This is a genomic window from Lysobacter sp. 05T417, assembly GCF_056396405.1.
The window spans coordinates 160,103-182,912 of record NZ_JBFTLK010000005.1; the positions used below are offsets into that span (position 1 = coordinate 160,103).

A 22,810-nucleotide genomic window follows, 5' to 3' on the forward strand; every position below is an offset into this window, starting at 1 on the left:
TCACAGTGACCAGCCGCACCGACCACCGACTGGCCCTGTTTGGCGACCGGGACGTCCTCCACGCCATGGCCGTGGCGGTCGCGGCCTGTGTGTTCAGTGCCGGGCTGGTTTACCTGGGCTACTTCGTCCACGTCCTGAGAGTGGCGCGGCGAGCGCCCTGCCAACCCCGCGAAGGCCAGTGCGTGCTTCTGTTCGGCAAGCATTCGCCGCAAGGGCGTATCGACCACGACTTCGAAGCGCGCCTGGACCGGGCGGTCTCGCTGTGGAAGGTGCGGCCTCCGGCGAGCGTGGTGCTGCTCGGCGGTGGCGCGCCGGGCGAGGCCACCGAAGCCGAACTGGCGCGCCAGGGCCTGTTTGCCCGCGGCATCGGCGAAGACGCGCCGCTGCTGCTGGAATCCATGTCGCGCGACACTCTGCAGAACCTGCGCAACGCGCGGATGTTGCTGGGCGAACGGATGCGCTCGCGGGTGACCCTGCTCAGCAGCCGCTACCACCTCGCCCGCTGTGCGCTGTTCGCGCGCCGGCTCGGGTTCGATGTCGAACTGTGCGCGGCCGAAGCGCACCTGCGCCTGGACCGGCGCACCTGGCTGCGTCTGGCCGGCGAAGCCGGCTATGTGTGCATGACCGACGTCGGCGCGCGCTGGGCGCGGTTGATCGGGCACCGGCGGATGTTGGCCCGCGTCAGTTAGTTCAAGCCCCTCTCCCGCCTGCGGGAGAGGGGTTGGGGTGAGGGCCGCCCTTACTTCTTCGCCTTCTGCGCCGGGACAAACACTTCCCGCACCGCCTTCGCCAGCAGATCCGGCGGCAGCAGGCCCTGGTCGAGCAGGAAGTTGTTGAAGGCCAGACGGTCGAACTTGTCGCCCAGCGCCACCTCGGTCTCCATGCGCAGCTCGAGGATGCGGCTGTAGCCGTAGAAGTAGCTGCCGGCCTGGCCCGGGGCATTGAAGGTGTAGCGGTCCAGTTCCTGCTTGGTCATCGCTTCCGACAGGCCGACCTTGTCGCTGAGGATGCGGCCGGCCGCGTCGCGGTCGATCAGGCCCAGGTTGAGCATCGGGTCGAGCATCGCGCGCGCGGCGCGCATCAGGCGGAACTGCAGCGCGATCAGCTGCCCGTCGAGCGGCTCGTACGGAACCATCTCGGCTTCGGCATACAGCGCCCAGCCTTCGACGTTGACCGAGTTGAAGGCGAACATCGTGCGCGCCAGCGAGATGCCACGCTCGACCATCGCGGTGAACTGCAGCTCGTGGCCCGGGCGGCCTTCGTGCGCCGACAGCGTCCAGCGCACCGCGTCGAAGTTGAAGTCGTCATACGACAGCGCCTTGCCGTCCGGCGTCGGCACCGACACCGGCAGGACGAACTGGCCCTGCTGGCCGGTGTTGCCGATCAGCGGCGCCGGCAGGAAATGCGGTGCCGGCTGCGCGGCCGATTCGGCCTCGCTGCCCAGGCGCATCACCATCGGACGCTGCGGCACGTCGACGATGCGCTCGGCGCGGATGATCGGGTCGATCTGGTCGATCACCGTGCGGTAGCGCGCCTCGAGCTGGTCGTTGGGCATGTTCTGCTGCTTCAACGCGCGGATCACGCCGACGTAGTCGTGCTCGTCGCTGACCTTCAGGCCCTTGTCCTTCGCCACCAGCGGAGCCAGCTGCTGCATCGCCGCGCGGGTCTCCATGAACTCGACCTGGGCGCGACGGATCAGCAACTGCGGATCGATGTCGATGCCGTACTGCTTGAGCTGGTTGGCATACAGCTCGGCCGGCAGGCGGGTGTCAGTGCGCGCTTCGGGAAGGACGCTGCTGCGCGCCCACTGGCCGTAGGCCTTGAGCTGGGTGTCCATCGCCGCGAGCGCTTCGTCGGCGCCGGCGACCTTGTACTTGGCGAACAGGTCCTTGATGCCGGCCACGTAGGTATCGACGTTGCCCAGTGCCTGCTCGACTTCAAGCTTCGTCGGCCGCAGCAGGGCCTTGTCGCCGGCGCGTTCCTCGTAGCGGGCGCGCGCCAGTTCGGTGATCGGCGTCGTGCCCGGCGCCTGGCCGACGTAGGCCTTGAGGCGGTCGAGTGCGCGCGCGCGGCGCTCGGGCGGGGTCTGGTCGGAGAGCAGGCCCTGCAGGCCGCTGAAGACCATCTGCGGCGCATCGTTCCACGGCAGCGTCAGCTTCTCGTTGAGCGCGCTGGTTTCGATGCTCTCGTCGGCGGCCTTGATCATGATCGCCAGGTCCTGGCGCACGTTGGGATCGCGCTCGGTGGCGAGCTTGGACTGCAGCTCGGTCTTCGCCTTGGCGGTGGCGTCGCGGTAGCGCTTGGCATTGTCCGGCTTCAGATCGGCGACGCGGTCGTCGTAGCCCGGCACGCCGAAGAACGACATCTGCTCGGGCGCGAACTCGGCCTGCGACTTCAGCAGGACCTGCGCGTACTCGTTGCTCTTGGTCACCCACGCCGGCACGGGCCTGGCGGCGGCGGACTTCGTTGCGGGCGTCTTGGCAGCGGGCGTGGCTGCGAGCAGGGCGGGTGAGCCCGCGGCGAGGGTGAGGGCGATGGCGAGGGTCAGCGGCTTGATCATGGCTTCGCGGGTTCCGGGACAGAGCGGCGAGCATGGCGGCAGACGCGGCCGGCGGCTATACCCCGAAGGTCACGGGGGGGCAATCTGAGTGGGCCGCATGGCGGCGCGCGTTACCCGCCGATCACATGCACCGTGGGCTTTCCGCCGACCTGCTCAAACCGGAATCGATAAACCAGCGTCACCGCCTGCGGAACGCTCTTGCCGCCATCGCAGCTGGCGACCGCCCGTTCCTTGTCCTTCGCGTTGCGAAAGACACAGCGCAGTGCAGGATCGAACTTCCAGGTCTTGGCCGCGGCTTGCGATGCCGCCAGGAACTCGGCTTCCGCACCCGCGGGACACATCTCCGAGGCGGGCGCCTTGGCGACAACGGTCACCGCGCCCTTCTCGTCGATACCCACCCGCAGGCACACCATGCGGGGAGGCAGGTTCAGACTGAGGAGGTTCTGCGGGTAGCTGGGATGGACGTTCTTCATGTCGTCCAGCGGCATCAGGAACGACTCGTTATCCGCCATCACCAGTCGATCGCCCTGGGTGGCTGTGCCGGCGGCGGGCGCCGGCGTCGCGGCGGCCACGGTTTGGGCATGCGTCAACGCTGCGTACCCGCAGGCCACGGCCGCGGTGCATCCCAGTGCCATCCACTTGGTCATCGCTTTCTCTCCGGATCGAAAGGGTGAGGCCGGTCGTATACAGCCGAACGCAACACCGTCTTCCAAACCGGCCACGGCTGCAGGAAACGCCGGCAACGTTGCCGGACAGGGCGACATTGGCACCCTTGGCCTGCGAAGGAGGCCCGCACGGAGGCTCCGCTTCCGACCCCTGGTGGCCGTTCGGTAAGATGCCTCCTTCGATAGCCTCCTGCCAGCCCAGGAAACGTCGCTCATCGCGTTACCGCCGCAACAGCCGCACCACGTGCGCGCGCCTCGGCCCCCAATTTCGGCGACGAACTGCGCCGTCGGATGCACCTGATGATTAGACTCACCGACCTCAACCTGCCACTGGACCACACCGAGCCGGCGCTGCGCCAAGCCATTCTCGCGCGGCTTGGCATCGCCGACGACGAGCTGGTCGGCTACACCGTCGCCAAGCGCAGCTATGACGCACGCCGACGCGGCGCGATCGTGCTGATCTATTCGGTTGACGTGGACACGCCGCGCGAAGCAGACATCCTTCAGCGAATGGAGGCCGAAGCCGCAGGGCCCGCGCGCACCGGCGACCGAAGCAAGGTGATGCGCACGCCAGACACGAGCTACAAGTTCGTGACGCGCGCGCCCAAGGGACTTCCGCTGCGCCCACTCGTCATCGGCATGGGGCCCTGCGGCCTGTTCGCGGGCCTGGTGCTAGCGCAGATGGGCTTCCGTCCGATCATCCTCGAACGTGGCAAGGCCGTGCGCGAGCGCACGAAGGACACCTGGGGCCTGTGGCGCAAGAAGGTGCTGAACCCCGAGTCCAACGTGCAGTTCGGCGAAGGCGGGGCGGGCACGTTCTCGGACGGCAAGCTGTGGAGCCAGATCAGCGACCCGAAGCATTACGGGCGCAAGGTCATCGACGAGTTCGTCAAGGCGGGCGCGCCGGACGAGATCGCCTACGTCAGCAAACCGCACATCGGCACGTTCCGCCTGGTGTCGATGGTGGAGGAGATGCGCGCGACGATCGAATCCCTCGGCGGCGAAATCCGCTTCAGCCAGCGCGTCGACGATCTGCTGATCGAGACCGACCACGCCGGCACGCGCCACGTGCGCGGTGTCACGCTCGACAGCGGCGAGCAACTGCGCGCCGACCACGTCGTGCTTGCGCTGGGCCACAGTGCGCGCGACACATTCGCGATGCTGCACGGGCGCGGCGTGTTCGTCGAAGCAAAGCCATTCTCGATCGGCTTCCGTATCGAGCATCCGCAATCGCTGATCGATACCGCCCGCTTCGGTGCGCAGGCCGGGCATCCGCTGCTCGGGGCGGCCGATTACAAGCTGGTGCACCATTGCCGCAACGGCCGCTCGGTGTACAGCTTCTGCATGTGCCCGGGCGGCACCGTGGTCGCCGCGGCCAGCGAGCCCGGGCGCGTGGTCACCAACGGCATGAGCCAGTACTCGCGCAACGAGCGCAACGCGAATGCGGCGATCGTCTGTGGCATCACGCCAGAGGATTACGCGCAGTGCGGCAATGGCCCACTCGCAGGCATCGAGTTGCAGCGTCACTGGGAAGCGCGGGCGTTCGAGCTGGGTGGCGGCGAGTATGAAGCGCCGGGGCAACTGGTGGGCGACTTCCTGAAGGGGAAAGCGTCAAGCGGGTTCGGCACCGTGCAGCCCTCGTACAAGCCCGGCGTGCGCCTGGGCGATCTCGCTCCATCGCTGCCCGAGTACGCGATCGAAGCGATCCGCGAGGCGCTGCCGGCGTTCGAGAAGCAGATCCGCGGCTTCGCGATGCACGACGCGATTTTGACCGGGGTGGAAACCCGCACGTCCTCGCCGGTGCGGATCACGCGTGGAGAGGACGGCCACAGCCTGAACACACGCGGCCTGTTTCCGGCAGGCGAGGGTGCTGGTTACGCGGGCGGCATCCTGTCGGCTGGCGTCGATGGCATCCGCACCGCCGAAGCGGTCGCGCTCGATATCGTTTCGCGCACGACGCGTGCTGCATAGCGCCTGAGGGTGTCGGATCCAGGCGGGGATGCACAACGTCGAGAGCGGGTTCGGGCGTCCGCCAGGCAGCCCCATTACGCAGCGAAGGCCTCGCGGGTGTCTTCATGGCCGCGCACGCCGACGTCGGCAATCTTGTAGCCGGCCGTCAGCATCGTGTGCACCAGGGGCCGGCTACTTTCCGCATCGACCGCTTTGCGCACCTGGTAGAGGTGGCTGCGCAGGCAATCCGATTCCGGCTCTTCACCTCGCCAAAGCGCTCGCACGAGTTCTTCGCGGCTGACCACGCGGGGAGACTGACGCATGAGAATGGTCAGGAGGCGCAGCCCCGTGGGCGTCAGGTGTAACTCCACGCCGTTTCGATGGACGCGCATGGACTCGCAATCGAGGGTGAGGTCGGCCACTTGCAGCACCATGCCCGCAACTTCCCTGCGGATGCGCTTCATCAAGGCCGTTACGCGCGCCTGCAGTTCGGCCGGTGCGAAGGGCTTGGTGAGGTAGTCGTCCGCGCCTGCCTCCAGCCCGGTGACCTTGTCTGCCCATGACTCGTGCGCAGTGAGCATGAGAACCGAGGGCCTCATGCCCTGCCGCTGCGAGATGCGCCGACAGACGTCGATTCCGTCCAGCCGAGGCAGCGATCGGTCAAGGATCACCAGGTCATAGGCATCTTCGTCGATGCGCCTGAGCGCTTCGACCCCGTCGCGCGCGAAATCGACGTCATATCCGATGCGTTCCAGGCATTCGCCGATCAGCTCGGCGATGGTGGAATGATCCTCAACAACCAATATCAAACCGCCTTCTGACAATGGCATACAGGGCCCCCCCTTGAAGTGGGAGCTACCCTGCCGCGGCGCCCGTGAAGACGGTGTTGTGGAGCGTATGGTTCCGCCAGGCGCCCGGCAGCGGCCCGGGGGGGGGGCGGTCAGTGCGGACCCGGGTGCGGCGCGCTGGACCCCGGTGACGGCCTGGTGCGCAGCAGGCTTTCCATGTTCCTCACCCCGCGCATCGACGACACCGTGCGGAGCAGGGCATCGAAATGCTCCTCCGACACCGTTCCCTTCAGTTGCACGCGTCCGTCGCGCACATGCACCTCGACGTCGTGGGGATGGTCCACCAGGCGACCGAGACGGGCCCGGATGTGTTCGTGCAGCAGATCATCGTCGACCGGCTGCGCGGACAAATGTGCGCGCGTCTTCGCCACGGCGCCCTTGAGCTGGTTCGTGGCCCGCACCGCCTTGCCCTGGACGTAGCGCCCGGCCTCATTGCCCGCGGAGCGGGTGCGGTCGCGGATGACCGCGCGGCGCCGGCGGCCGCTACGCGGATCCAGCAAATACATCGCCAGCGTTCCGGCGGCGAAGGCCAGCGCCATGTTGCGCAGCGTGATCAGCGCGCCTGTTGCGGCTCGTTCATGCATGTCGGTTCACCTCGAATGGAGCACGGACCCAACATGCTGCCAAACGGGTCGAAAACGCTGCGCGAAGAAGCGGCGATGGTTTCTTAACGTAACGCGCGCAAGGAAGCCTCCCGCGCTCGCGGGAGGCTCCTGACCACTCAAGGCTTCAGGCAGCGCCCGAAGAAATCCTCGGTCAGCTTCAGGCGGTGCAGGTTGTCTGCACCCTTGAGGCCGTGCTTCGCGCCCGGGTAGGTCATCAGCTCGAACGGCTGGCCGCGCTTTTGCAGTGCGCTCATCAGCGAGGTCGAGTTGGTGAACAGCACGTTGTCGTCGGCCATGCCATGGATCAGCAGCAGCTTCGACTTGAGGCCTTCGATGTGCTCGAGCACGCGTGCTTGGCGATAGCCGTCGGCGTTGCCGGCCGGCAGCCCCATGTAGCGCTCGGTGTAGTGCGTGTCGTACAGACCCCAGTCGGTGACGGGTGCGCCGGCAACGCCGCAGGCGTACTGGTCGGAGGCCTTGGCCAGCAGCATCAGGGTCATGTAGCCGCCGTTGGACCAGCCGTACACGCCGATGCGCTTGCCATCGACCCACGGCTGCTTCTTCAGCCACTGCACGCCCTGCAGCTGGTCGGCCACTTCCACCGTGCCCTGCTTGCCGTACAGCGCGCCGCCGAACGCAGCGCCGCGACGCGGCGTGCCGCGGTTGTCGAGCGAGAACACGACATAGCCGTGTTGCGCCAGGTACTGGTTGAAGTCCGGCGTCCAGGCCCGCTTGACCGTCTGCGAGGCCGGGCCGCCATAGACCAGAACCACCACCGGATACTGCTTGCCTGCCTGGAAACCGGCCGGCTTGAGCAGGCTGTAGTGCAGCGGCGTGCTGCCATCGGCGGCGGTCAGCGTGCCGAACTCGATCGGCCGCTGCGCGGCGGCGAACTTCGCGTACGGATGCTGCGGGTCGCTGAGCTCGTTCTTCAGCAGCGCGGCGATGCGGGTGCCGTCGCTGCGGTACAGCTCCAGCTGCGGCGGGGTGGTCGGGTTCGACCAGTTGTCGACGAAGACGCTGGCATTGGCGGCGAAGCTGGCGAAATGCACGCCGTCGGCATTCGACAGGCGGACGATCGCACCACCGTCGAGCGGCACGCGATAGACCTGCGCATCCAGCGGCGAGTCCTTGCCCGCGGCGAAGTAGACCTGGCCGGCGGCTTCATCCACCTCGAGCACGCTGTCGACCGGCCAGTCGCCGCTGGTCAGTGCCCTGGCATTGCCGCCGTCGGCGTCGAGCACGTACAGATGCTCGTAACCGCTACGCTCGCTGTTCCACAGGATGCGACCGTCCTTGAGGAAGTGCAGGTCGTTGTGCAGCGGCACCCAGGTCTTGCTGGTCTCGGTGACCAGCACGTGCTGCTTGCCGCTGGCCAGGTCGCTTTCGATCAGCTCGAGCGTGTGCTGGTCGCGCGACTGGCGCTGGAAGGACAGGTGCTGAGGGTCGCGCCAATCCACGCGCGCCAGGTAGATGTCCTGGTCCTTGCCCAGGTCGACCCACTTCGGCGCGGCGCCGGCCTTGGGCGCGACGACGCCGAGCTTGATCAGCACGTTGTGGTCGCCGGCGGCCGGATAGCGCTGCTCGACCACTTCGGTGCGGTCCGCATAGACCTCATAGCGCTTCTGCACCGGCACCGGCGTTTCGTCGATGCGTGCGAATGCGATCGCCGAGTCGTCGGGCGCCCACCAGTAGCCGGTGTGGCGGTCCATTTCCTCGTCGGCGACGAACTCGGCGACGCCGTTGCCGATCGTCGCGCTGCCGTCGCGGGTGAGCTGGGCCTGCTTGCCGCTGGCCAGGTCGATCACCCACAGGTTTCGATCGCGCACGAAGCTGACGAAGCCGCCCATCGGCGAGAGCTTCGGATCGGTGGCGAAGCCTTCGCCGCTGGTGAGCTTGCGCACCGCGGCCTTGCCCGACCTGGCCAGGTCGTACAGGTACAGTTCGCCGCCGAGCGGGAACAGCAGCGCCTTGCTGTCGGGTGCCCACTGGTAATCGACGATGCCGCTGAACGCACCGATGCGCTGGCGCTCACGGCGCGCCTTCTCGGCATCGCTGAGCACTTCCTCGCCCGGCAGGATGTCATCGGCATCGACCAGCTTCGCGGTCTGGCCGCTGGCGACGTCGTAGGCCCACAGGTCGAGGCGGTTCTTGTTGCTCTCCTTGCCGCGCAGGAAGGTCACCCGGCTGCCGTCGGGGGCGACCTTCGCCTTCATCAGGCTCGGCCCCGACAGCGGCGCATCGCCAGCCAACGCTTCGAGCGTCAGCTTCTGCGGCGTGGCCGGTGCGGTCTTCTGGGCGAGGGCGGGGACGGTTGCGATCGACATGGCAAGCAGGCAGGCGGCGGCGCCGCGGGCGGTGAAGTTCTTCATTTAGTCTCAGGTGTGCCGAACAGGATCTTGTGCATTTCAGGTGTCATCTCGCGCTTGGCGCCGTAGCGTTCGGCAACCGCATATGCGCGTTGCACCGCCGGCCGTGCGGCGACCTGGGCATGCCAGCGGCGCAGGTTGGCGAACGGCTCCAGGTCGAGCGGCGCCTTGGTGTAGGGATTGATCCACGGGTGCGCCGCCATGTCGGCGATGCTGAAGTGGCCGGCGATGTATTCACGGTCGGCCAGGCGCTTGTCGAGCACGCCGAGCAGGCGCAGCACTTCGCGCTTGTAGCGGTCCTTGGCGTACGGGAGGACTTCGGGCGCGTAGACGTGGAAGTGGCCGTACTGGCCCGTCATCGGTCCCAGTCCGCCCATCTGCCAGTGCAGCCACTGGTTGACCTCGACGCGGCCGCGCAGGTCGTCGGCGAAGAACTGGCCGGTCTTGTTGGCCAGGTACAGCAGGATCGCGCCGGACTCGAACACGCTGATCGGCTCGCCGCCGTCGGCGGGCGCCGTGTCGACGATCGCCGGCATCTTGTTGTTCGGCGAGATCTTCAGGTATTCGGGCCTGAACTGGTCGCCGGCGCCGATGTCGACCGGGTGGATGGTGTAGTCCAGCCCTGCTTCTTCGAGGAACAGGGTGATCTTGTGGCCGTTGGGGGTCGGCCAGTAGTGCAGGTCGATCATCAGGTGACGCCCTGGCAATGGGGAGGTCGGAGTGTAAGGCGGCCGGCCCGGTCCCGGAGCGTGCCGAACGGCCAGAAGATGCAAGGTCTGGATTGGCGGGGCCCGCGGCCGGCCGGTACCCTAGCCGGCCCGCAAACGAACGCCCCCGCCGCATGACGCAGACGTCCGAACGCCCCCTCAACCCCCTCCCGGCCCTGATCTTCAGCTCGCGCTGGATGCAGCTGCCGCTGTACCTGGGCCTGATCGTCGCCCAGGGCGTGTACGTCGTGTTGTTCATCAAGGAGCTTTGGCACCTGATCTCGCACGCGACCACGTTCAGCGAACAGCTGATCATGCTCGCCGTGCTCGGCCTGATCGACGTGGTGATGATCTCCAACCTGCTGGTGATGGTGATCGTCGGCGGCTACGAAACCTTCGTCTCGCGCCTGCGCCTTGAGGGCCACCCCGACCAGCCCGAATGGCTGAGCCACGTCAACGCCAGCGTGCTCAAGGTAAAGCTGGCGATGGCGATCATCGGCATTTCCTCGATCCACCTGCTCAAGACCTTCATCGCCATCGGGTCGCTGGGCGCCGATCCGGTCGTCGCCGCCGCAGCCACCACGGCAGCGGCCGATGCCGTGACGAAGGGAGCGGTCTACACCGAAGCCGGTGTGATGTGGCAGACCATCATCCACTGCGTGTTCATCCTGTCGGCGATCGGCATCGCCTACACCGACAGGCTGATGGCGCAGGTCGGCAAGCCGCACAAGGCGGCGCACTGACGGTCGTTACGGCTTGGCGTGCGGGCGCATGATCGCCGCACGCAGTTTCCGTGCGTCGGCGCGGTCGGAATACACCAGTCCGTCCGTGCCGCGCTCGATCCCCAGCGCCGCATAGGCCGCATCCAGCGACGGAAACTCGCGCGACTGCGCATAACGGCGGTACGCCGGCAGGAATACGGCCGCGCCTGCAAGTTCGTCGAGCTTCGCCATGAATGCCTCCGGTGCGACTTCACCGGTGCCGTGCAGGCAGCAGCGCGAATACTTCGAGAGCACCGCGTCGAGGCTGCTGCGATGCTCGCGTCGCAGCGCCAGGTCCGCCTCCAGCCAGAAGGCCGCGCCGGCCCAGTACACGCGCATCGTGCCGCGCCGGCCGAGGCCGTCCAGCGGCATGCCGCTGTGCTCGCGCTGGCCACGGCCGAAGCCTGCGTCCAGCTCCTGCCATGCCGCTTCGGGCGAGAGCAGCCCGGCCCGTGCACGCAGGACGTTCTGGTAGTAGCTGGCCAGGCCTTCGGCCAGCCAGCGGCCCTCGCGGCCAAGGTAGGGGTGGAACAGGTGCGAGAGCTCGTGCACCGCGGTCCAGTCGTCCCGCAACTCGGCCAGGTGGGCGTCGCGGCGGACGAACAGCAGCACCGCCACATCGCCTTCGCCGCGCTGGGTCTGGCCCCAGGGCACGGGGCTCTCATCGTCGCTGTCGATCTGGGTGATGCGCACGGTCGCATCGTCCAGCGGGTAGCGGCCGAATGCGGTCAGGGTCGCCGCGGCGGCCTCGGCCAGCCAGCGCTGCAGTTCGTCGACCCGGGCCGGGTCGGCGGTGTCGAGCACCTCCACGTGCAGCGAATTGCCGTCGGCCTGCAGGACGCGCGTGCTCGGGGCAGGTTCGCCGACGACCGCACCGCTGTCGTCGGCTGTCGCCGGGGTCGCCACCAGCAGGGCAAGCAATAACAGCAGCTTGGAGTGCACGGCGCGACGCTCCGGGCGGGGGGAGGGGTGACGGCCCCGCTACAATACCCGGATGGATGTCTCCCACCTGCTCGACGCGCTGAACCCTGCGCAGCGCGAGGCCGTCAGCGCTCCGCCCGGTCACTATCTGGTCCTCGCCGGCGCCGGCTCCGGCAAGACCCGCGTGCTTACCCATCGCATCGCCTGGCTGAACGAAGTCCACGGCGTGCCCACCCACGGCATCCTGGCGGTGACGTTCACCAACAAGGCCGCCGGCGAGATGCGCGCGCGCGTCGACGCGCAACTGCGCAACGGCGCCCGCGGCATGTGGATCGGCACCTTCCACGGCCTCGCCCATCGGCTGCTGCGCCTGCACTGGCAGGAAGCCAAGCTGCCCGAAGGTTTCCAGGTGCTCGACTCCGACGACCAGCTGCGCCTGGTCAAGCGCGTCGTGCAGGGCCTGGAGATCGACGAGGCGCGCTTCCCGCCGCGCCAGATCGCGTGGTGGATCAACGCCCAGAAGGACGAGGGCAAGCGCCCGCAGAACATCCAGCCCGTGGGCAACGACCCGTGGGCGGACGTGATGCTGAAGTCCTACGCCGCCTACCAGGAGCGCTGCGAGCGCGCCGGCCTGGTCGACTTCGCCGAGTTGCTGCTGCGCGCGCACGAACTGCTGCGCGACAACCCGGCGTTGCTGGCGCACTACCGCCACCGCTTCCGCGAGATCCTGGTCGACGAGTTCCAGGACACCAATGCCATCCAGTACGCATTCGTGCGCGTGCTCGCCGGCGACAGCGGCCACGTGTTCGTGGTGGGCGACGACGACCAGTCGATCTACGGCTGGCGCGGCGCCAAGGTCGAGAACATGCAGCGTTTCCTCAAGGACTTTCCCGGCACGCAGACGATCCGCCTGGAGCAGAACTACCGCTCCAGCGCCAACATCCTCGAAGCGGCCAACGCCGTCATCGCCCACAACCCCGACCGCCTCGGCAAGAACCTGTGGACCGACAGCGGCACCGGCGAGTCGATCGACCTGTACGCCGCCTACAACGAGATGGACGAGGCGCGCTTCGCGGTCGAGCGCCTGCGCCAGTGGGTGCGTGACGGCGGCAGCTTCGGCGAGGTCGCGGTCCTGTATCGCAGCAATGCGCAGTCGCGCGCCTTCGAAGAGGCGCTGCTGTCGGAGCAGGTGCCGTACCGCGTCTATGGCGGCCAGCGCTTCTTCGAGCGCGCCGAAATCAAGGACACCCTGGCGTACCTGCGCCTGATCGCCTCGCGCCTGGACGACGCCGCGTTCGAACGCGCGGTCAACACGCCCACGCGCGGCATCGGTGAGCGCACCCTCGACGAAGTGCGCCGGCGCGCGCGCACCGATGGCGTCGCGCTGTGGGAGGCGGCACGCCGCACCGTCAGCGAGAACGGCCTCACCGCGCGTGCGCGCAACGCCATTGCCGGCTTCCTCGCGTTGACCGACGACCTCGACACCGAGGTGCAGCCGATGACGCTGCCGGAGAAGATCGACCACGTGCTGATCCGTTCGGGCCTGCGCGATCACTACTTCAACGAATCGCGCGGCCAGCTCGACTCGCGCGTCGACAACCTCGACGAACTGGTCTCGGTGGCCTCGCGCTTCACCCGCAGCGACGAGGAAGACGCCGCGGCGATGCCGGAACTGGTCGCCTTCCTCAGCTACGCCGCACTCGAAGCCGGCGAAGGCCAGGCCCAGGCCGGCGAGGAAGGCGTGCAGCTCATGACGCTGCACAGCGCCAAGGGCCTGGAGTTCCCGCTGGTGTTCCTGGCCGGGATGGAAGAGGGCGTGTTCCCGAGTGGGCGCTCGACTGAGGAATCCGGGCGGCTCGAGGAAGAGCGTCGCCTGGCCTACGTCGGTATCACCCGTGCGCGGCAGAAGCTGGTGCTCAGCTACGCCGAGACCCGCCGCATCCACGGCAGCGACATGTATGGCGTGCCCTCACGTTTCCTGCGCGAGATCCCGCCGGCGCTGCTGCACGAAGTGCGGCCGAAGGTGCAGGTGTCACGGCCGATGTACAACTCGCAGCCGCGCCGCGACATGGGCCATGCCGCGATCGAGGCGCCGCCGATCAAGCTTGGCGCGATGGTGCGCCATCCCAGCTTCGGCACCGGCACGGTCACCGACTACGAGGGCGCCGGAGCGCACGCACGCGTGCAGGTCAACTTCGACGACGCCGGCAGCAAGTGGCTGGTGCTGGCGTACGCGAACCTGCAGCCGGCCTGAGGTCGGCTGAAGCGGTGGCTCAGCTGCCGCTGCGCAGGGTCGGTGTTTCGTCGAGGGTGCCGTCCGGGCGCAACGCCACGCAGCGGCGCCGGTCGCGATCGACCAGCACCGGCACCGGATCCTGGAACAGCGGTCGCCGCACGAACTGCAGCGTCCACTGGAAATGCTCCAGCGCTCCCAGCGTCCTGGCCTGCGCGTCGGTCAGGCCGGCGCGAAGGGCATCTGCGTCCAGCGGCGGGGCGGGTTTTCGTCTTTCTCGTGCGGACACACCGAATCCTGTTCTGCCTGCGTGGCATGGGATTGCCTGCTCGGTGTATCGGCCGGACCGGCGCGGACTTTAGTCCGGCTGCGGCCCTTCGATGCGCTTGCCCCAGTCCTCCACCGCACCGCGTTGCAGGCGGGTCTCGATCAGCTTTCGCCAGGACGGCACCAGCGGCAGGTCGAGGGCGGGGCGCAGCTCGGCCGGATCGAGCCGGCGCTCGAACAGCAGCGCCCCCAGCCGGCGCAGGTTCCACTGCGGGAACGGCCGCGCCTCCAGCGCGATGGTATCGCCCACGCGCACGCTGCCCGGCTGCAGTACGCGGTAGTACCAGCCGGTGCGACCACTGGCCTGCACGCGCCTGGCCATGTCGGCCACGCCGAACCGGTCGTTGAGCTTCCAGCACGGTTGCCTGCCCTGGCTCACTTCGAGCACGGCCGTACCGATGCGAAACCGGTCGCCCAGGCAGACCTCGCCTTCGTTCAGGCCCTGGCTGCTGAGGTTCTCGCCGAACGCACCCGCGAAGCGCAGCCGCTCCAGGTCGCCCAGGTCCTCGCGCCAGCGCGGGTAGTGATCGAACGGGTAATGGTGCACGGCCTTGTCCGGGCCGCCGTGGACGCGCGGATCGCCCTGCTCATCGCCCACCAGCCCGAGCGTTTCGATGCGTACCGGCTCGTCGATCGGTTGCTTGTCGATCGCGCTGACGCTGCCCGGACGCGTGTAGGGCCGTGCGTGGCCGAGCAGTACGGCGTCGATGTGCCACGGGAGTGACTTCGCGGAATGGGAGGTCTGCATGGAGGAAGTCTCGTGGAGTCGTTGCCGGCGCGGCGCACGGATGCGCCGCGCCCAGCGCCGGCACTGACCGCACGCCGGCGAGCTCGGCCTCGTCGATGCGCGAAGGCGACTCGCCCAGATGGACGACCTCCACTTCAAAACGGTCCGGATCGAGTGCGTGCGCAAGCTGCTGCTCGGCATCGACGCAGACCGGGCAACCGGCGTGATAGAAAACGGCCTTCTGCTTCATACTGATATTCCTTCATTTCGCTGTGACGCGGGGGAGGGGGTTACTACGTGGGTACTGCGTGTAGCCGGGTGGCGTCCGATGTCCGTCGGGCGCCGCCCACTTTCGCCGGCTCATGAAGGGCCGGCATCCCGGAAGCGCTGCACGGCAATGGCCAGCGCCTCCTCGGATTGGGGTTTGTGCTCGGCACAGTCCACGCGCAACGCGGCGTCGCCGAACGGCGCGCCGACATAGGCGCAGAAATGCGGTTGCTTCGGATCGGTCGAGGCGTAGGGGCGGAAGAATTCACAGCCCAGGCAAGTGCGCAGACCGCTGGCCAGGCCACGTTGCTGGGCCTCGCGCATCATCAGCTGGACCACCCGAAGCAACTGCCCGAGTTCCCGTTCCGGCAGGGCCTGCAGCAGCGGACCCAGGCCGGCGGCGGGGTCCTGCAGGCGCCGTGCGAGGGTCTTGCCGGCCCGGGTGAGCGACATGCGCCAGGCGCGGCCGTCATGCGGGTCGGGTTTGCGCTGGACCAGGCCCTTGCCCTCCAGCGTGCGCAGCGAGTCGCTGATCGTTGGCGCGGAAACGCCCAGGCGCGCCGCCAGATCGCCGCTGCGCAAGCCGTTGGCCTGGCCAGCCAGGGCCAGCAGCAACGACCGTTGCGCCGGGTGCAGCGCGGGCGCGTCGTTCGCGGCCCAGGATTGCGCCCGCAACAGCCCCGACAGCCGTTCGATGCCGATGCGGGCCTGCTGCAGCTTTTGCGGGTCGACGTCCATTGACCAATAACTTAGGACTCCTAAGTTTTAGTTGCAAGCCGGTTGTCGGGCAGGACCGCTCAGCGCGCGTCGTGGAAGATCACGCCCAGTGCGTGGCGCCGGCCCGAATGAATGCGGCTGACCCCGTGCCGCATCTGCACCCGGTAGACACCGCGCGTTCCCCGTACAGGCCGCTCGCGCACGGCGAACACCGCGGCATCGCCCTGCTGCAATGGCACCACCTCGGCACGCGACTGCATGCGCGGACGCTGCTCCGTCAGGACCAGTTCGCCGCCATCGAAGTCGTGTCCGGGCCGGGAAAGCAACACCACCAGCTGCAGCGGGAACAGATGTTCGCCATAGACGTCCTGGTGCAGGCAGTTGTAGTCGTCACTGTCATAGCGCAACAACAACGGCGTCGGCCGGCTCTGATCCGCATCGCGGCAACGCGCGATGAACCGGTCGTGCTCGTCGGGGAATCGCACGTCGATGTTCATCGCCTCATTCCAGCGGTTGGCGATGGTGGCCAGCCGCGGGTAGATCGCCGTGCGCAGGGCCGCGACCGTGGCCGGGAGCGGATACGCGAAGTAGCGATACTCGCCCCGCCCGAAACCATGGCGGGCCATGTTCACGGTGCTGCGGAAGCCGTCGGGCCGGTCGTACAGGCCTGCGATTGCATCGCAGTCGGCCGGCTCCAGCAGCGCCGGTATGCGCACGCAACCGCGGGCGTCGAGCCGTGACGACACGCCCGGCCAGTCGATCCAGTCGATCCGCTGCATCAGGCCCTGGGTCTTCCAGTGTGGTCGCAGGATCGCGCTCATGCCCAGGCCTCGCGTTCCAGCAGGGCGCGCTTGCGGGCAACGCCCCAGCGATAGCCCGACAACGCGCCATCGCGACGGACAACACGGTGGCAGGGAATGGCCACGGCCAGCGTGTTGGCGGCACAGGCGGCGGCAACGGCGCGGACCGACGCGGGCGCGCCGATGCGCGCGGCGACGTCGCTGTAGCTCGCCGTGGCTCCGGCCGGGATCGTGCGCAACGCAGCCCAGACGCGCTGCTGAAACGGACTGCCGGCGATATCCAGCGCCATGTCCAGCCCGCGCCGCGGTGTTTCGATCAGCGCGCCAACGGCCCGCACATGGCGGGACAGGCCGTCGGCGTCGGTCAGCAGATGCGCCCGTGGCCAGCGCTGCTGCAATTGGCGCGCGACTTCGTCGGCATCGTCGCCAAGCAGGATGGCGCGCAGTCCGCGGACCTCGCCGGAGGCGACTGCAACCAGGACATAGCCGAGTGTGCACGGCGCCACGGCGAAGCGGAGCGTCTCGCTGGCGGCGTCATTGTGGAGCGTGGAAGTGTTCATCGCGTGCCTCGCAGGCGGGGGACGCGAATGACTCTAGGCGGCAGACGGACCGCCCGATATCCGGTTCTTGCAACTACTTCAACGCAGCCCCTTCAGCACGGCCCCTTCAGCACGGTCCCGAAATGGAACGCCTCGATGCGCAGCCCCTCGCGCAGGTAGAAAGCATGCGCATCCTGGCGGTGCGTGCCCGAATCGAGCTGCAGGCGCGCGCAGCCCAGGCGACGTGCCTCGACCTTGAGCCAGTCGAGCATGGCCTTGCCGTAACCGCGGCTGCGCACGGTGCCGTCCACCACCAGGTCATCGACGTAGACATGCTTGCCTACCGCGAGCATCTCCATCACCCGCCAGCAGGCGAACGACCGTGGCGTGCCGCCATCGTCGAACAGCACCGTCGCGCGGCAGCCTTCGTCGATCTGCCGCAGCATCTGGGCAACGAAACGGTCCTCGTCGAACTCCGGCCGCAACTGCGAGACCAGCGGCCAGATCGCGCGCAGGTCGGTTTCGGCGGTGAGCGTGCGGATGTCGTGTCCGCGGTCTTGCAATGTCGTCATCGTGCGCTTGGGTTACCAGCTGAAGAGCTTGTACTGCACCGGCGAGATCGGACCCTCGCCCTTGCTGCTGTCGAGGATGCCGTCGCCGTTGTTGTCCACCAGGTAGTAGACAGGGCCCCGGGCCGGGGTGATCTTCACGACCCGAAGCTGGCCGGCGACGCGGTATTCCTCCAGCACGTCACCGCCTTCGACCGTCCGCGTACGTACTTCCGCGCCCTGCAGGCCGGCGGTCGGATCGTCTCCCGCGCCCATGGTCGCGCACGCCGTCAAGGTGAGCGGCAGCAACAGGAAGGCGAGCAGGCGGTTGCGCATGGCGGTCTCCAGATCCGGTGGGGGTCGCAGGGCGACAGCATACGCGCTCGTACCCACCACGGCGGTGACGCCGCGTCGACATGCCGCTCCGCGAGCGACCCCGCAAACGACCCCGTAGAATCGGCCCATGAACCAGCCGACCCCCCGCCTCGTCCTGATCGATGGCTCCAGCTATCTGTACCGCGCCTTCCATGCGCTGCCGCCGCTGACCAACGACGCCGGCGAGCCGACCGGCGCGCTGTTCGGCGTGGTCAACATGCTGCGCGCGACGCTCAAGGAACAGCCGAGCTACGTCGCCTTCGTCGTCGATGCGCCGGGGCCGACATTCCGCGACGAGCTCTATCCGGATTACAAGGCCAACCGGCCGCCGATGCCCGACGACCTGCGCGCGCAGGTGCAGCCGATGTGCGACATCGTCGAGGCGCTGGGCATCACCATCCTGCGCATCCCGGGGGTCGAGGCCGACGACGTGATCGGCACCCTGGCGCTGCGCGCCGCCGAGCAGGGCATCGACGTCACCATCTCCACCGGCGACAAGGACTTCGCCCAGCTGGTGCGGCCAGGCATAGCCCTGGTCAACACCATGAGCGGCAGCCGCCTGGATTCGGATGCCACCGTGATCGACAAGTTCGGCGTGCGCCCGGACCAGATCATCGATCTGCTGTCGTTGATGGGCGACACCGTCGACAACATTCCCGGCGTCGACAAGTGCGGCCCGAAGACCGCAGCCAAGTGGCTCGGCGAATACGGCACGCTCGAGGCGGTGATCGCCAACGCCGACCAGATCAAGGGCAAGATCGGCGAGAACCTGCGTGCGGCACTGCCGCGCCTGCCGCTGAACCGGACGCTGACGACGATCCGCACCGACCTGGAGCTCGAGCGCGCGCCGACCGAACTGGCCCTGCGCGCGCCGCACAACGACGATCTTCGGGTGATGTACGCGCGCTACGGCTTCAAGCAGGCGCTGAAGGAACTCGAAGGTGGCGGCGGTGCGGGTGACGACAGTCGCGGCGGCGGCGCGGGCGTGCGCAATACCGCGGCCGGCTATGCCCGTTCCGCATCGGCTGCGGGCGAAGCTCCGCCTCCGGAACTGGCTGCACCCGGCGAGTACGAAACCATCCTCACCCAGGACCAGCTCGACGCCTGGATCAACCGCCTGCGCGAGGCCGACGAATTCGCGTTCGACACCGAGACCGATTCGCTCGACCCGATGCAGGCGCGCCTGGTCGGCCTGAGTTTCGCCGTGGAAACGGGCCGGGCCGCCTACCTGCCGCTGGCGCACGATTACCCGGGCGTACCGGCGCAGCTCGACCGCACCGAGACCCTGGCCGCACTGGCGCCGCTGTTCGCCGACGCCAACAAGAAGAAGCTCGGCCAGCACGGCAAGTACGACCTGCACGTCCTGCGCCGCAACGGCATCGAGGTGGCCGGCTACGCCGACGACACCATGCTCGAAAGCTTCGTCTACAACGCCACCGCGACCCGTCACGACATGGATTCGCTGGCCAGGCGCTACCTCGGTTACGACACCATCAAGTACGAGCAGGTCGCGGGCAAGGGCGCCAAGGCGATCTCGTTCTCGCAGGTCGCCCTCGACGACGCCACGCGCTACGCCGCCGAAGACGCCGACGTGACCCTGCGCCTGCATCGCGCGCTGGCGCCCAAGCTGCTCGCCGAAGCGGGCCTGGAACGCGTCTACCGCGACATCGAGATGCCGCTGGTGCCGGTGCTGGCGCGCATCGAAGCCAACGGCGTGATGATCGACGGCGACGAACTGCGCCGGCAGTCGGCCGATCTCGGCCGGCGCATGCTCGCCGCGCAGCAGAAGGCGACCGAGATGGCCGGGCGCAGCTTCAACCTGGATTCGCCCAAGCAGCTGGGGCAGTTGCTGTTCGACGAACTCAAGCTGCCGGCGCTGGTGAAGACGCCGTCGGGAGCGCCATCGACGAACGAGGAAGCGCTCGAAGCGATCGCCGAGCAACACGAACTGCCGCGCGTGATCCTCGAATACCGCGGCCTGGCCAAGCTGCGCAGCACCTACACCGACAAGCTGCCGGAGATGGTCAACCGCGACACCGGCCGCGTCCACACCAGCTATCACCAGGCCGGCGCTGCCACCGGTCGGCTGGCGTCGAGCGATCCGAACCTGCAGAACATCCCGATCCGCACCGACGACGGTCGCCGCATCCGCCAGGCCTTTGTCGCCCCGCCGGGTCGGCGCATCGTCGCCTGCGACTACTCGCAGATCGAGCTGCGGATCATGGCCCACCTGTCGGAAGACGCCGGCCTGCTGCGCGCGTTCGAGTCGGGAGCCGACATCCACCGCGCCACCGCCGCCGAGGTATTCGGCAAGGCGATGGAAGACGTCAGCGGCAACGAACGCCGCGCGGCCAAGGCCATCAACTTCGGCCTGATGTACGGCATGGGCGCGTTTGGTCTCGCGCGCCAGCTGAGCATTTCCCGCGGCGAGGCGCAGGACTACATCGCGCTGTACTTCAGCCGCTACCCGGGCGTGCGCGATTTCATGGAGCGCACGCGCCAGCAGGCGCGCGAGCAGGGCTATGTCGAAACCGTGTTCGGCCGGCGCCTGTACCTGGAGAACATCCAGGCCCGCAACCAGGGCCTGCGCGCGGGTGCCGAGCGTGCCGCGATCAACGCACCGATGCAGGGAACGGCCGCCGACATCATCAAGCGGGCGATGATCACCATCGATGCCTGGCTGGCCGGGCAGGGCGAACGCGCGCTGATGGTCCTGCAGGTCCACGACGAACTGGTGTTCGAGGTCGAGGAAGGCTTTGTCGATACGCTCCTGGCCGAAGTCGGATCCAGGATGTCCGGGGCGGCCCAGCTCAGGGTCCCGCTGGTGGTAGACAGCGGGATCGGGGCGAACTGGGACGAGGCCCACTGAGCCGTCAGAGGACGCCGCCAGCCGACGGACGGCCAGGCCGGGAGATCGCCTCGGCGGGGTCGGGCCGTCGGCGAGTTTCGTGCCAGCGCATTCAGTGTTTCGCTGAACGGGAAAAACGCAGGGGTAAGCGTTTTCTCAGAATGAATCTGTCCTGAATCCAACAAATTGTTAACCCGGATCTTCACGAACCATCCATGTACGGAATGGTCATATAGGTCGCGACAGGTGCAACGCCTGTCGTAGATCTCTCCCTCCCCTGGAGTGATCCCCCGGAGCGAAGACCCCTCCCCAGGTCCCGCTCCACCAGCCCCGCCGGCCCCCCCTGCCTGCGGGGCTTTTTATTGTCTGCGCTTTTTGCCCAGGCAATAAAAACCCAAAGTTTGCGTTGCAAGCCTTGGGCCCCGCTATATGCTTCCGATCCCCAGCGCCCGACACCGTCAACGTGTGCCCCGGCATTCGCCGGTAGGACGCGAGGCCAGTGGTGCACAATCGCCGCGACCCTCACGCTGGAGCGCCGCATGTTCGAGATGTCGATGCCGTGGTGGGAGTTCGTCTTCCGCGCGGTCGTGGTCTACGTCGTGCTGCTGGCGATGATCCGCATGTCAGGCAAGCGCACGATGGGGCAGTTCACCGCATTCGACATGCTGCTGATCGTGCTGCTCGGCAATGCAGTGCAGAACGCACTGCTCGGCAAGGACACCTCGATGACCGGTGGGCTGTTGCTGGCGGCCACGCTCATCGTGCTCAACTGGCTCGTGGGCTATATCACCTCGCGCAGCAAGGTCGCCGAGCACCTGCTGGAAGGCGCGCCGGTGGTGCTGGTGCGCAACGGGCACGTCTATCGCGACGTGCTCAAACGCGAACTCGTCAATCGCGACGACCTCGCCAAGGCCATGCGCGAGTCCGGTTGCAGCGACATCGGACGGGTGCGGCTGGCGCTGCTGGAAACCGACGGCCACATCACGATCATGACGAACGACCAGAAGGACGACGGCAGCGACGATTGATCGGGCTGCGCCCTGTCCAGGAGCGCGGCGCGGCAATCGCCGCGCTGATCAGCGAACGAGTTCCTTCAACCAGTCGCGCGGTCGCAGGTAGTCGGCCAGGCGCCCTTCGGCGCTGCCGTCCTCGGGGGTGAACCCGTACTCCCAGCGCACCAGCGGCGGCAGGCTCATCAGGATCGATTCGGTGCGGCCGCCGGACTGCAATCCGAACAGCGTGCCGCGGTCGAACACCAGGTTGAACTCGACATAGCGTCCGCGACGGTACAGCTGGAATTGCCGCTCGCGATCGCCATGCGGGGTGTCGCGACGACGCTCGACGATCGGCAGGTAGGCGTCGAGGAAACCGTCGCCGACCGCGCGCATGTAGGCGAAGTCCTGATCGGCGTCTTCGTGCAGGTCGTCGAAGAACAGCCCGCCGACACCGCGCGTCTCGTTGCGGTGCTTGAGGAAGAAGTACTCGTCGCACCAGTGCTTGTGCTTGTCGTAACGCTGCTGGCCGCCGAACGGCTCGCACAGGTCGCGCGCGACGCGGTGCCAGTGCAGTACGTCGGCATCGAACGGATAGAACGGGGTCAGGTCGAAGCCGCCGCCGAACCACCACGCCACGGTTTCGCCGTCGCGGATCGCGCGGAAGTGGCGGACGTTGGCGTGGGTGGTGGGCAGGTACGGGTTGCGCGGGTGGAACACCAGCGATACGCCGACCGCGCGCCACGACGCGCCGGCCAGCTCCGGCCGGGCGGCCGTGGCAGAGGGCGGCAGCCTGGTGCCGGAGACATCGGAGAAGCCGATCCCCGCCTGCTCGAAGACGCCACCGTCGCGAAGGATGCGGGTGCGTCCGCCGCCGCCCTCCGCGCGCTGCCACAGGTCTTCGCTGAAGCGCGCGCTGCCGTCCACGGCTTCGATGGATGCGCAGATGCGGTCCTGCAGGCCGGTGAGGTAATCGCGGACGGCGTCGAAGCCGGGGGAGGGCTCGGTCATGTTCACAAGAAACTTGCAGGGGTGGTGCGCATGATAGCCG

The 22,810-nt window shown here is 67.9% G+C and carries 21 protein-coding genes; 6 read left to right on the forward strand and 15 right to left on the reverse strand.

Annotated features, from left to right (window positions below):
- The first annotated feature begins 5 nt into the window (after positions 1-5).
- Positions 6-689 carry a YdcF family protein gene (locus AC1DER_RS10370; RefSeq protein WP_477248177.1) on the forward strand — a complete coding sequence of 228 codons (684 nt, stop codon included), beginning with the start codon at positions 6-8 and terminating at the stop codon, positions 687-689.
- Positions 690-739: 50 nt separating this feature from the next.
- Here the strand turns inward: AC1DER_RS10370 and AC1DER_RS10375 are convergent, their stop codons facing one another.
- Positions 740-2,557: a DUF885 domain-containing protein gene (locus AC1DER_RS10375; RefSeq protein ID WP_477248213.1), complete on the reverse strand. Its 1,818-nt coding sequence runs from the start codon at positions 2,555-2,557 to the stop codon at positions 740-742.
- A gap of 113 nt (positions 2,558-2,670) precedes the next feature.
- Positions 2,671-3,207 (reverse strand): hypothetical protein, encoded by a 537-nt coding sequence (locus AC1DER_RS10380; protein ID WP_477248179.1) that lies wholly within the window; start codon positions 3,205-3,207, stop codon positions 2,671-2,673.
- 318 nt (positions 3,208-3,525) lie between these two features.
- Here AC1DER_RS10380 and AC1DER_RS10385 point away from each other — a divergent pair, with 318 nt between their 5' ends.
- A complete protein-coding gene (locus AC1DER_RS10385; protein ID WP_477248181.1) occupies positions 3,526-5,196 on the forward strand; it encodes an NAD(P)/FAD-dependent oxidoreductase in 1,671 nt (556 codons plus the stop codon).
- Between the two features lie 74 nt (positions 5,197-5,270).
- Here the strand turns inward: AC1DER_RS10385 and AC1DER_RS10390 are convergent, their stop codons facing one another.
- The 4 genes from AC1DER_RS10390 to AC1DER_RS10405 form a co-directional block, all read right to left on the reverse strand.
- Positions 5,271-6,005 (reverse strand): response regulator transcription factor, encoded by a 735-nt coding sequence (locus AC1DER_RS10390; RefSeq protein WP_477248183.1) that lies wholly within the window; start codon positions 6,003-6,005, stop codon positions 5,271-5,273.
- Positions 6,006-6,115: 110 nt separating this feature from the next.
- Entirely contained in the window at positions 6,116-6,607 is a 492-nt protein-coding gene (locus AC1DER_RS10395; protein ID WP_477248185.1) for a BON domain-containing protein, read from the reverse strand.
- Positions 6,608-6,744: 137 nt separating this feature from the next.
- Positions 6,745-8,955: a S9 family peptidase gene (locus AC1DER_RS10400; protein WP_477248215.1), complete on the reverse strand. Its 2,211-nt coding sequence runs from the start codon at positions 8,953-8,955 to the stop codon at positions 6,745-6,747.
- Between the two features lie 41 nt (positions 8,956-8,996).
- Positions 8,997-9,686: a glutathione S-transferase N-terminal domain-containing protein gene (locus AC1DER_RS10405; protein ID WP_477248187.1), complete on the reverse strand. Its 690-nt coding sequence runs from the start codon at positions 9,684-9,686 to the stop codon at positions 8,997-8,999.
- A gap of 152 nt (positions 9,687-9,838) precedes the next feature.
- Here AC1DER_RS10405 and AC1DER_RS10410 point away from each other — a divergent pair, with 152 nt between their 5' ends.
- Positions 9,839-10,447, forward strand: coding sequence for a TIGR00645 family protein (locus AC1DER_RS10410; protein ID WP_441815458.1), 609 nt, complete (start codon positions 9,839-9,841; stop codon positions 10,445-10,447).
- Positions 10,448-10,453: 6 nt separating this feature from the next.
- Here the strand turns inward: AC1DER_RS10410 and AC1DER_RS10415 are convergent, their stop codons facing one another.
- On the reverse strand, positions 10,454-11,407 hold the full coding sequence (locus tag AC1DER_RS10415) for a M61 family metallopeptidase (RefSeq protein ID WP_441815457.1): 954 nt from the start codon (positions 11,405-11,407) through the stop codon (positions 10,454-10,456).
- Between the two features lie 52 nt (positions 11,408-11,459).
- On the opposite strand from AC1DER_RS10415, the gene uvrD reads away from it, so the two are divergent.
- Entirely contained in the window at positions 11,460-13,640 is a 2,181-nt protein-coding gene (gene uvrD / locus AC1DER_RS10420) for a DNA helicase II (RefSeq protein WP_477248190.1), read from the forward strand.
- A gap of 19 nt (positions 13,641-13,659) precedes the next feature.
- Here uvrD and AC1DER_RS10425 read toward each other — a convergent pair whose 3' ends face one another.
- The 7 genes from AC1DER_RS10425 to AC1DER_RS10455 all read right to left on the reverse strand — a co-directional run bounded on the left by AC1DER_RS10425 (position 13,660) and on the right by AC1DER_RS10455 (position 17,880).
- Entirely contained in the window at positions 13,660-13,908 is a 249-nt protein-coding gene (locus AC1DER_RS10425) for a hypothetical protein (RefSeq protein ID WP_477248192.1), read from the reverse strand.
- A 69-nt stretch (positions 13,909-13,977) separates the two neighbouring features.
- Positions 13,978-14,694 (reverse strand): MOSC domain-containing protein, encoded by a 717-nt coding sequence (locus tag AC1DER_RS10430; protein ID WP_477248194.1) that lies wholly within the window; start codon positions 14,692-14,694, stop codon positions 13,978-13,980.
- Positions 14,695-15,033: 339 nt separating this feature from the next.
- Positions 15,034-15,678, reverse strand: a complete 645-nt coding sequence (locus tag AC1DER_RS10435; RefSeq protein WP_477248196.1) for a MarR family winged helix-turn-helix transcriptional regulator — start codon at positions 15,676-15,678, stop codon at positions 15,034-15,036.
- 59 nt (positions 15,679-15,737) lie between these two features.
- Complete coding sequence (locus tag AC1DER_RS10440; protein WP_477248198.1) at positions 15,738-16,478, reverse strand: 2OG-Fe(II) oxygenase; 741 nt, start codon at positions 16,476-16,478, stop codon at positions 15,738-15,740.
- Positions 16,475-17,017, reverse strand: a complete 543-nt coding sequence (locus AC1DER_RS10445) for a methylated-DNA--[protein]-cysteine S-methyltransferase (protein WP_477248200.1) — start codon at positions 17,015-17,017, stop codon at positions 16,475-16,477. The genes AC1DER_RS10440 and AC1DER_RS10445 overlap by 4 nt, the downstream gene beginning before the upstream one ends.
- A 92-nt stretch (positions 17,018-17,109) precedes the next feature.
- Positions 17,110-17,568: a GNAT family N-acetyltransferase gene (locus AC1DER_RS10450; RefSeq protein ID WP_477248203.1), complete on the reverse strand. Its 459-nt coding sequence runs from the start codon at positions 17,566-17,568 to the stop codon at positions 17,110-17,112.
- Positions 17,569-17,580: 12 nt separating this feature from the next.
- Entirely contained in the window at positions 17,581-17,880 is a 300-nt protein-coding gene (locus AC1DER_RS10455; RefSeq protein ID WP_441815449.1) for a DUF2782 domain-containing protein, read from the reverse strand.
- Positions 17,881-18,007: 127 nt separating this feature from the next.
- On the opposite strand from AC1DER_RS10455, the gene polA reads away from it, so the two are divergent.
- Both polA and AC1DER_RS10465 read left to right on the forward strand, forming a co-directional pair.
- A complete protein-coding gene (gene polA / locus AC1DER_RS10460; RefSeq protein ID WP_477248205.1) occupies positions 18,008-20,788 on the forward strand; it encodes a DNA polymerase I in 2,781 nt (926 codons plus the stop codon).
- A gap of 518 nt (positions 20,789-21,306) precedes the next feature.
- Positions 21,307-21,795, forward strand: a complete 489-nt coding sequence (locus tag AC1DER_RS10465) for a DUF421 domain-containing protein (RefSeq protein ID WP_477248207.1) — start codon at positions 21,307-21,309, stop codon at positions 21,793-21,795.
- Positions 21,796-21,843: 48 nt separating this feature from the next.
- Here the strand turns inward: AC1DER_RS10465 and hemF are convergent, their stop codons facing one another.
- Entirely contained in the window at positions 21,844-22,770 is a 927-nt protein-coding gene (hemF, locus tag AC1DER_RS10470) for an oxygen-dependent coproporphyrinogen oxidase (RefSeq protein ID WP_477248209.1), read from the reverse strand.
- Between the last annotated feature and the right edge of the window lie 40 nt (positions 22,771-22,810).

Bases quoted from the DNA above. Each gene is read 5' to 3' on its own strand.
- AC1DER_RS10405 (WP_477248187.1), bottom strand. From the start codon at position 9,686: ATGATCGACCTGCACTACTGGCCGACCCCCAACGGCCACAAGATCACC.
- uvrD (WP_477248190.1), top strand. From the start codon at position 11,460: ATGGATGTCTCCCACCTGCTCGACGCGCTGAACCCTGCGCAGCGCGAG.
- AC1DER_RS10440 (WP_477248198.1), bottom strand. From the start codon at position 16,478: ATGAGCGCGATCCTGCGACCACACTGGAAGACCCAGGGCCTGATGCAG.
- AC1DER_RS10430 (WP_477248194.1), bottom strand. From the start codon at position 14,694: ATGCAGACCTCCCATTCCGCGAAGTCACTCCCGTGGCACATCGACGCC.
- AC1DER_RS10445 (WP_477248200.1), bottom strand. From the start codon at position 17,017: ATGAACACTTCCACGCTCCACAATGACGCCGCCAGCGAGACGCTCCGC.
- AC1DER_RS10395 (WP_477248185.1), bottom strand. From the start codon at position 6,607: ATGCATGAACGAGCCGCAACAGGCGCGCTGATCACGCTGCGCAACATG.
- AC1DER_RS10450 (WP_477248203.1), bottom strand. From the start codon at position 17,568: ATGACGACATTGCAAGACCGCGGACACGACATCCGCACGCTCACCGCC.
- AC1DER_RS10465 (WP_477248207.1), top strand. From the start codon at position 21,307: ATGTTCGAGATGTCGATGCCGTGGTGGGAGTTCGTCTTCCGCGCGGTC.
- AC1DER_RS10385 (WP_477248181.1), top strand. From the start codon at position 3,526: ATGATTAGACTCACCGACCTCAACCTGCCACTGGACCACACCGAGCCG.
- AC1DER_RS10410 (WP_441815458.1), top strand. From the start codon at position 9,839: ATGACGCAGACGTCCGAACGCCCCCTCAACCCCCTCCCGGCCCTGATC.
- AC1DER_RS10390 (WP_477248183.1), bottom strand. From the start codon at position 6,005: ATGCCATTGTCAGAAGGCGGTTTGATATTGGTTGTTGAGGATCATTCC.
- AC1DER_RS10400 (WP_477248215.1), bottom strand. From the start codon at position 8,955: ATGTCGATCGCAACCGTCCCCGCCCTCGCCCAGAAGACCGCACCGGCC.
- AC1DER_RS10380 (WP_477248179.1), bottom strand. From the start codon at position 3,207: ATGACCAAGTGGATGGCACTGGGATGCACCGCGGCCGTGGCCTGCGGG.
- polA (WP_477248205.1), top strand. From the start codon at position 18,008: ATGAACCAGCCGACCCCCCGCCTCGTCCTGATCGATGGCTCCAGCTAT.
- AC1DER_RS10435 (WP_477248196.1), bottom strand. From the start codon at position 15,678: ATGGACGTCGACCCGCAAAAGCTGCAGCAGGCCCGCATCGGCATCGAA.
- hemF (WP_477248209.1), bottom strand. From the start codon at position 22,770: ATGACCGAGCCCTCCCCCGGCTTCGACGCCGTCCGCGATTACCTCACC.
- AC1DER_RS10455 (WP_441815449.1), bottom strand. From the start codon at position 17,880: ATGCGCAACCGCCTGCTCGCCTTCCTGTTGCTGCCGCTCACCTTGACG.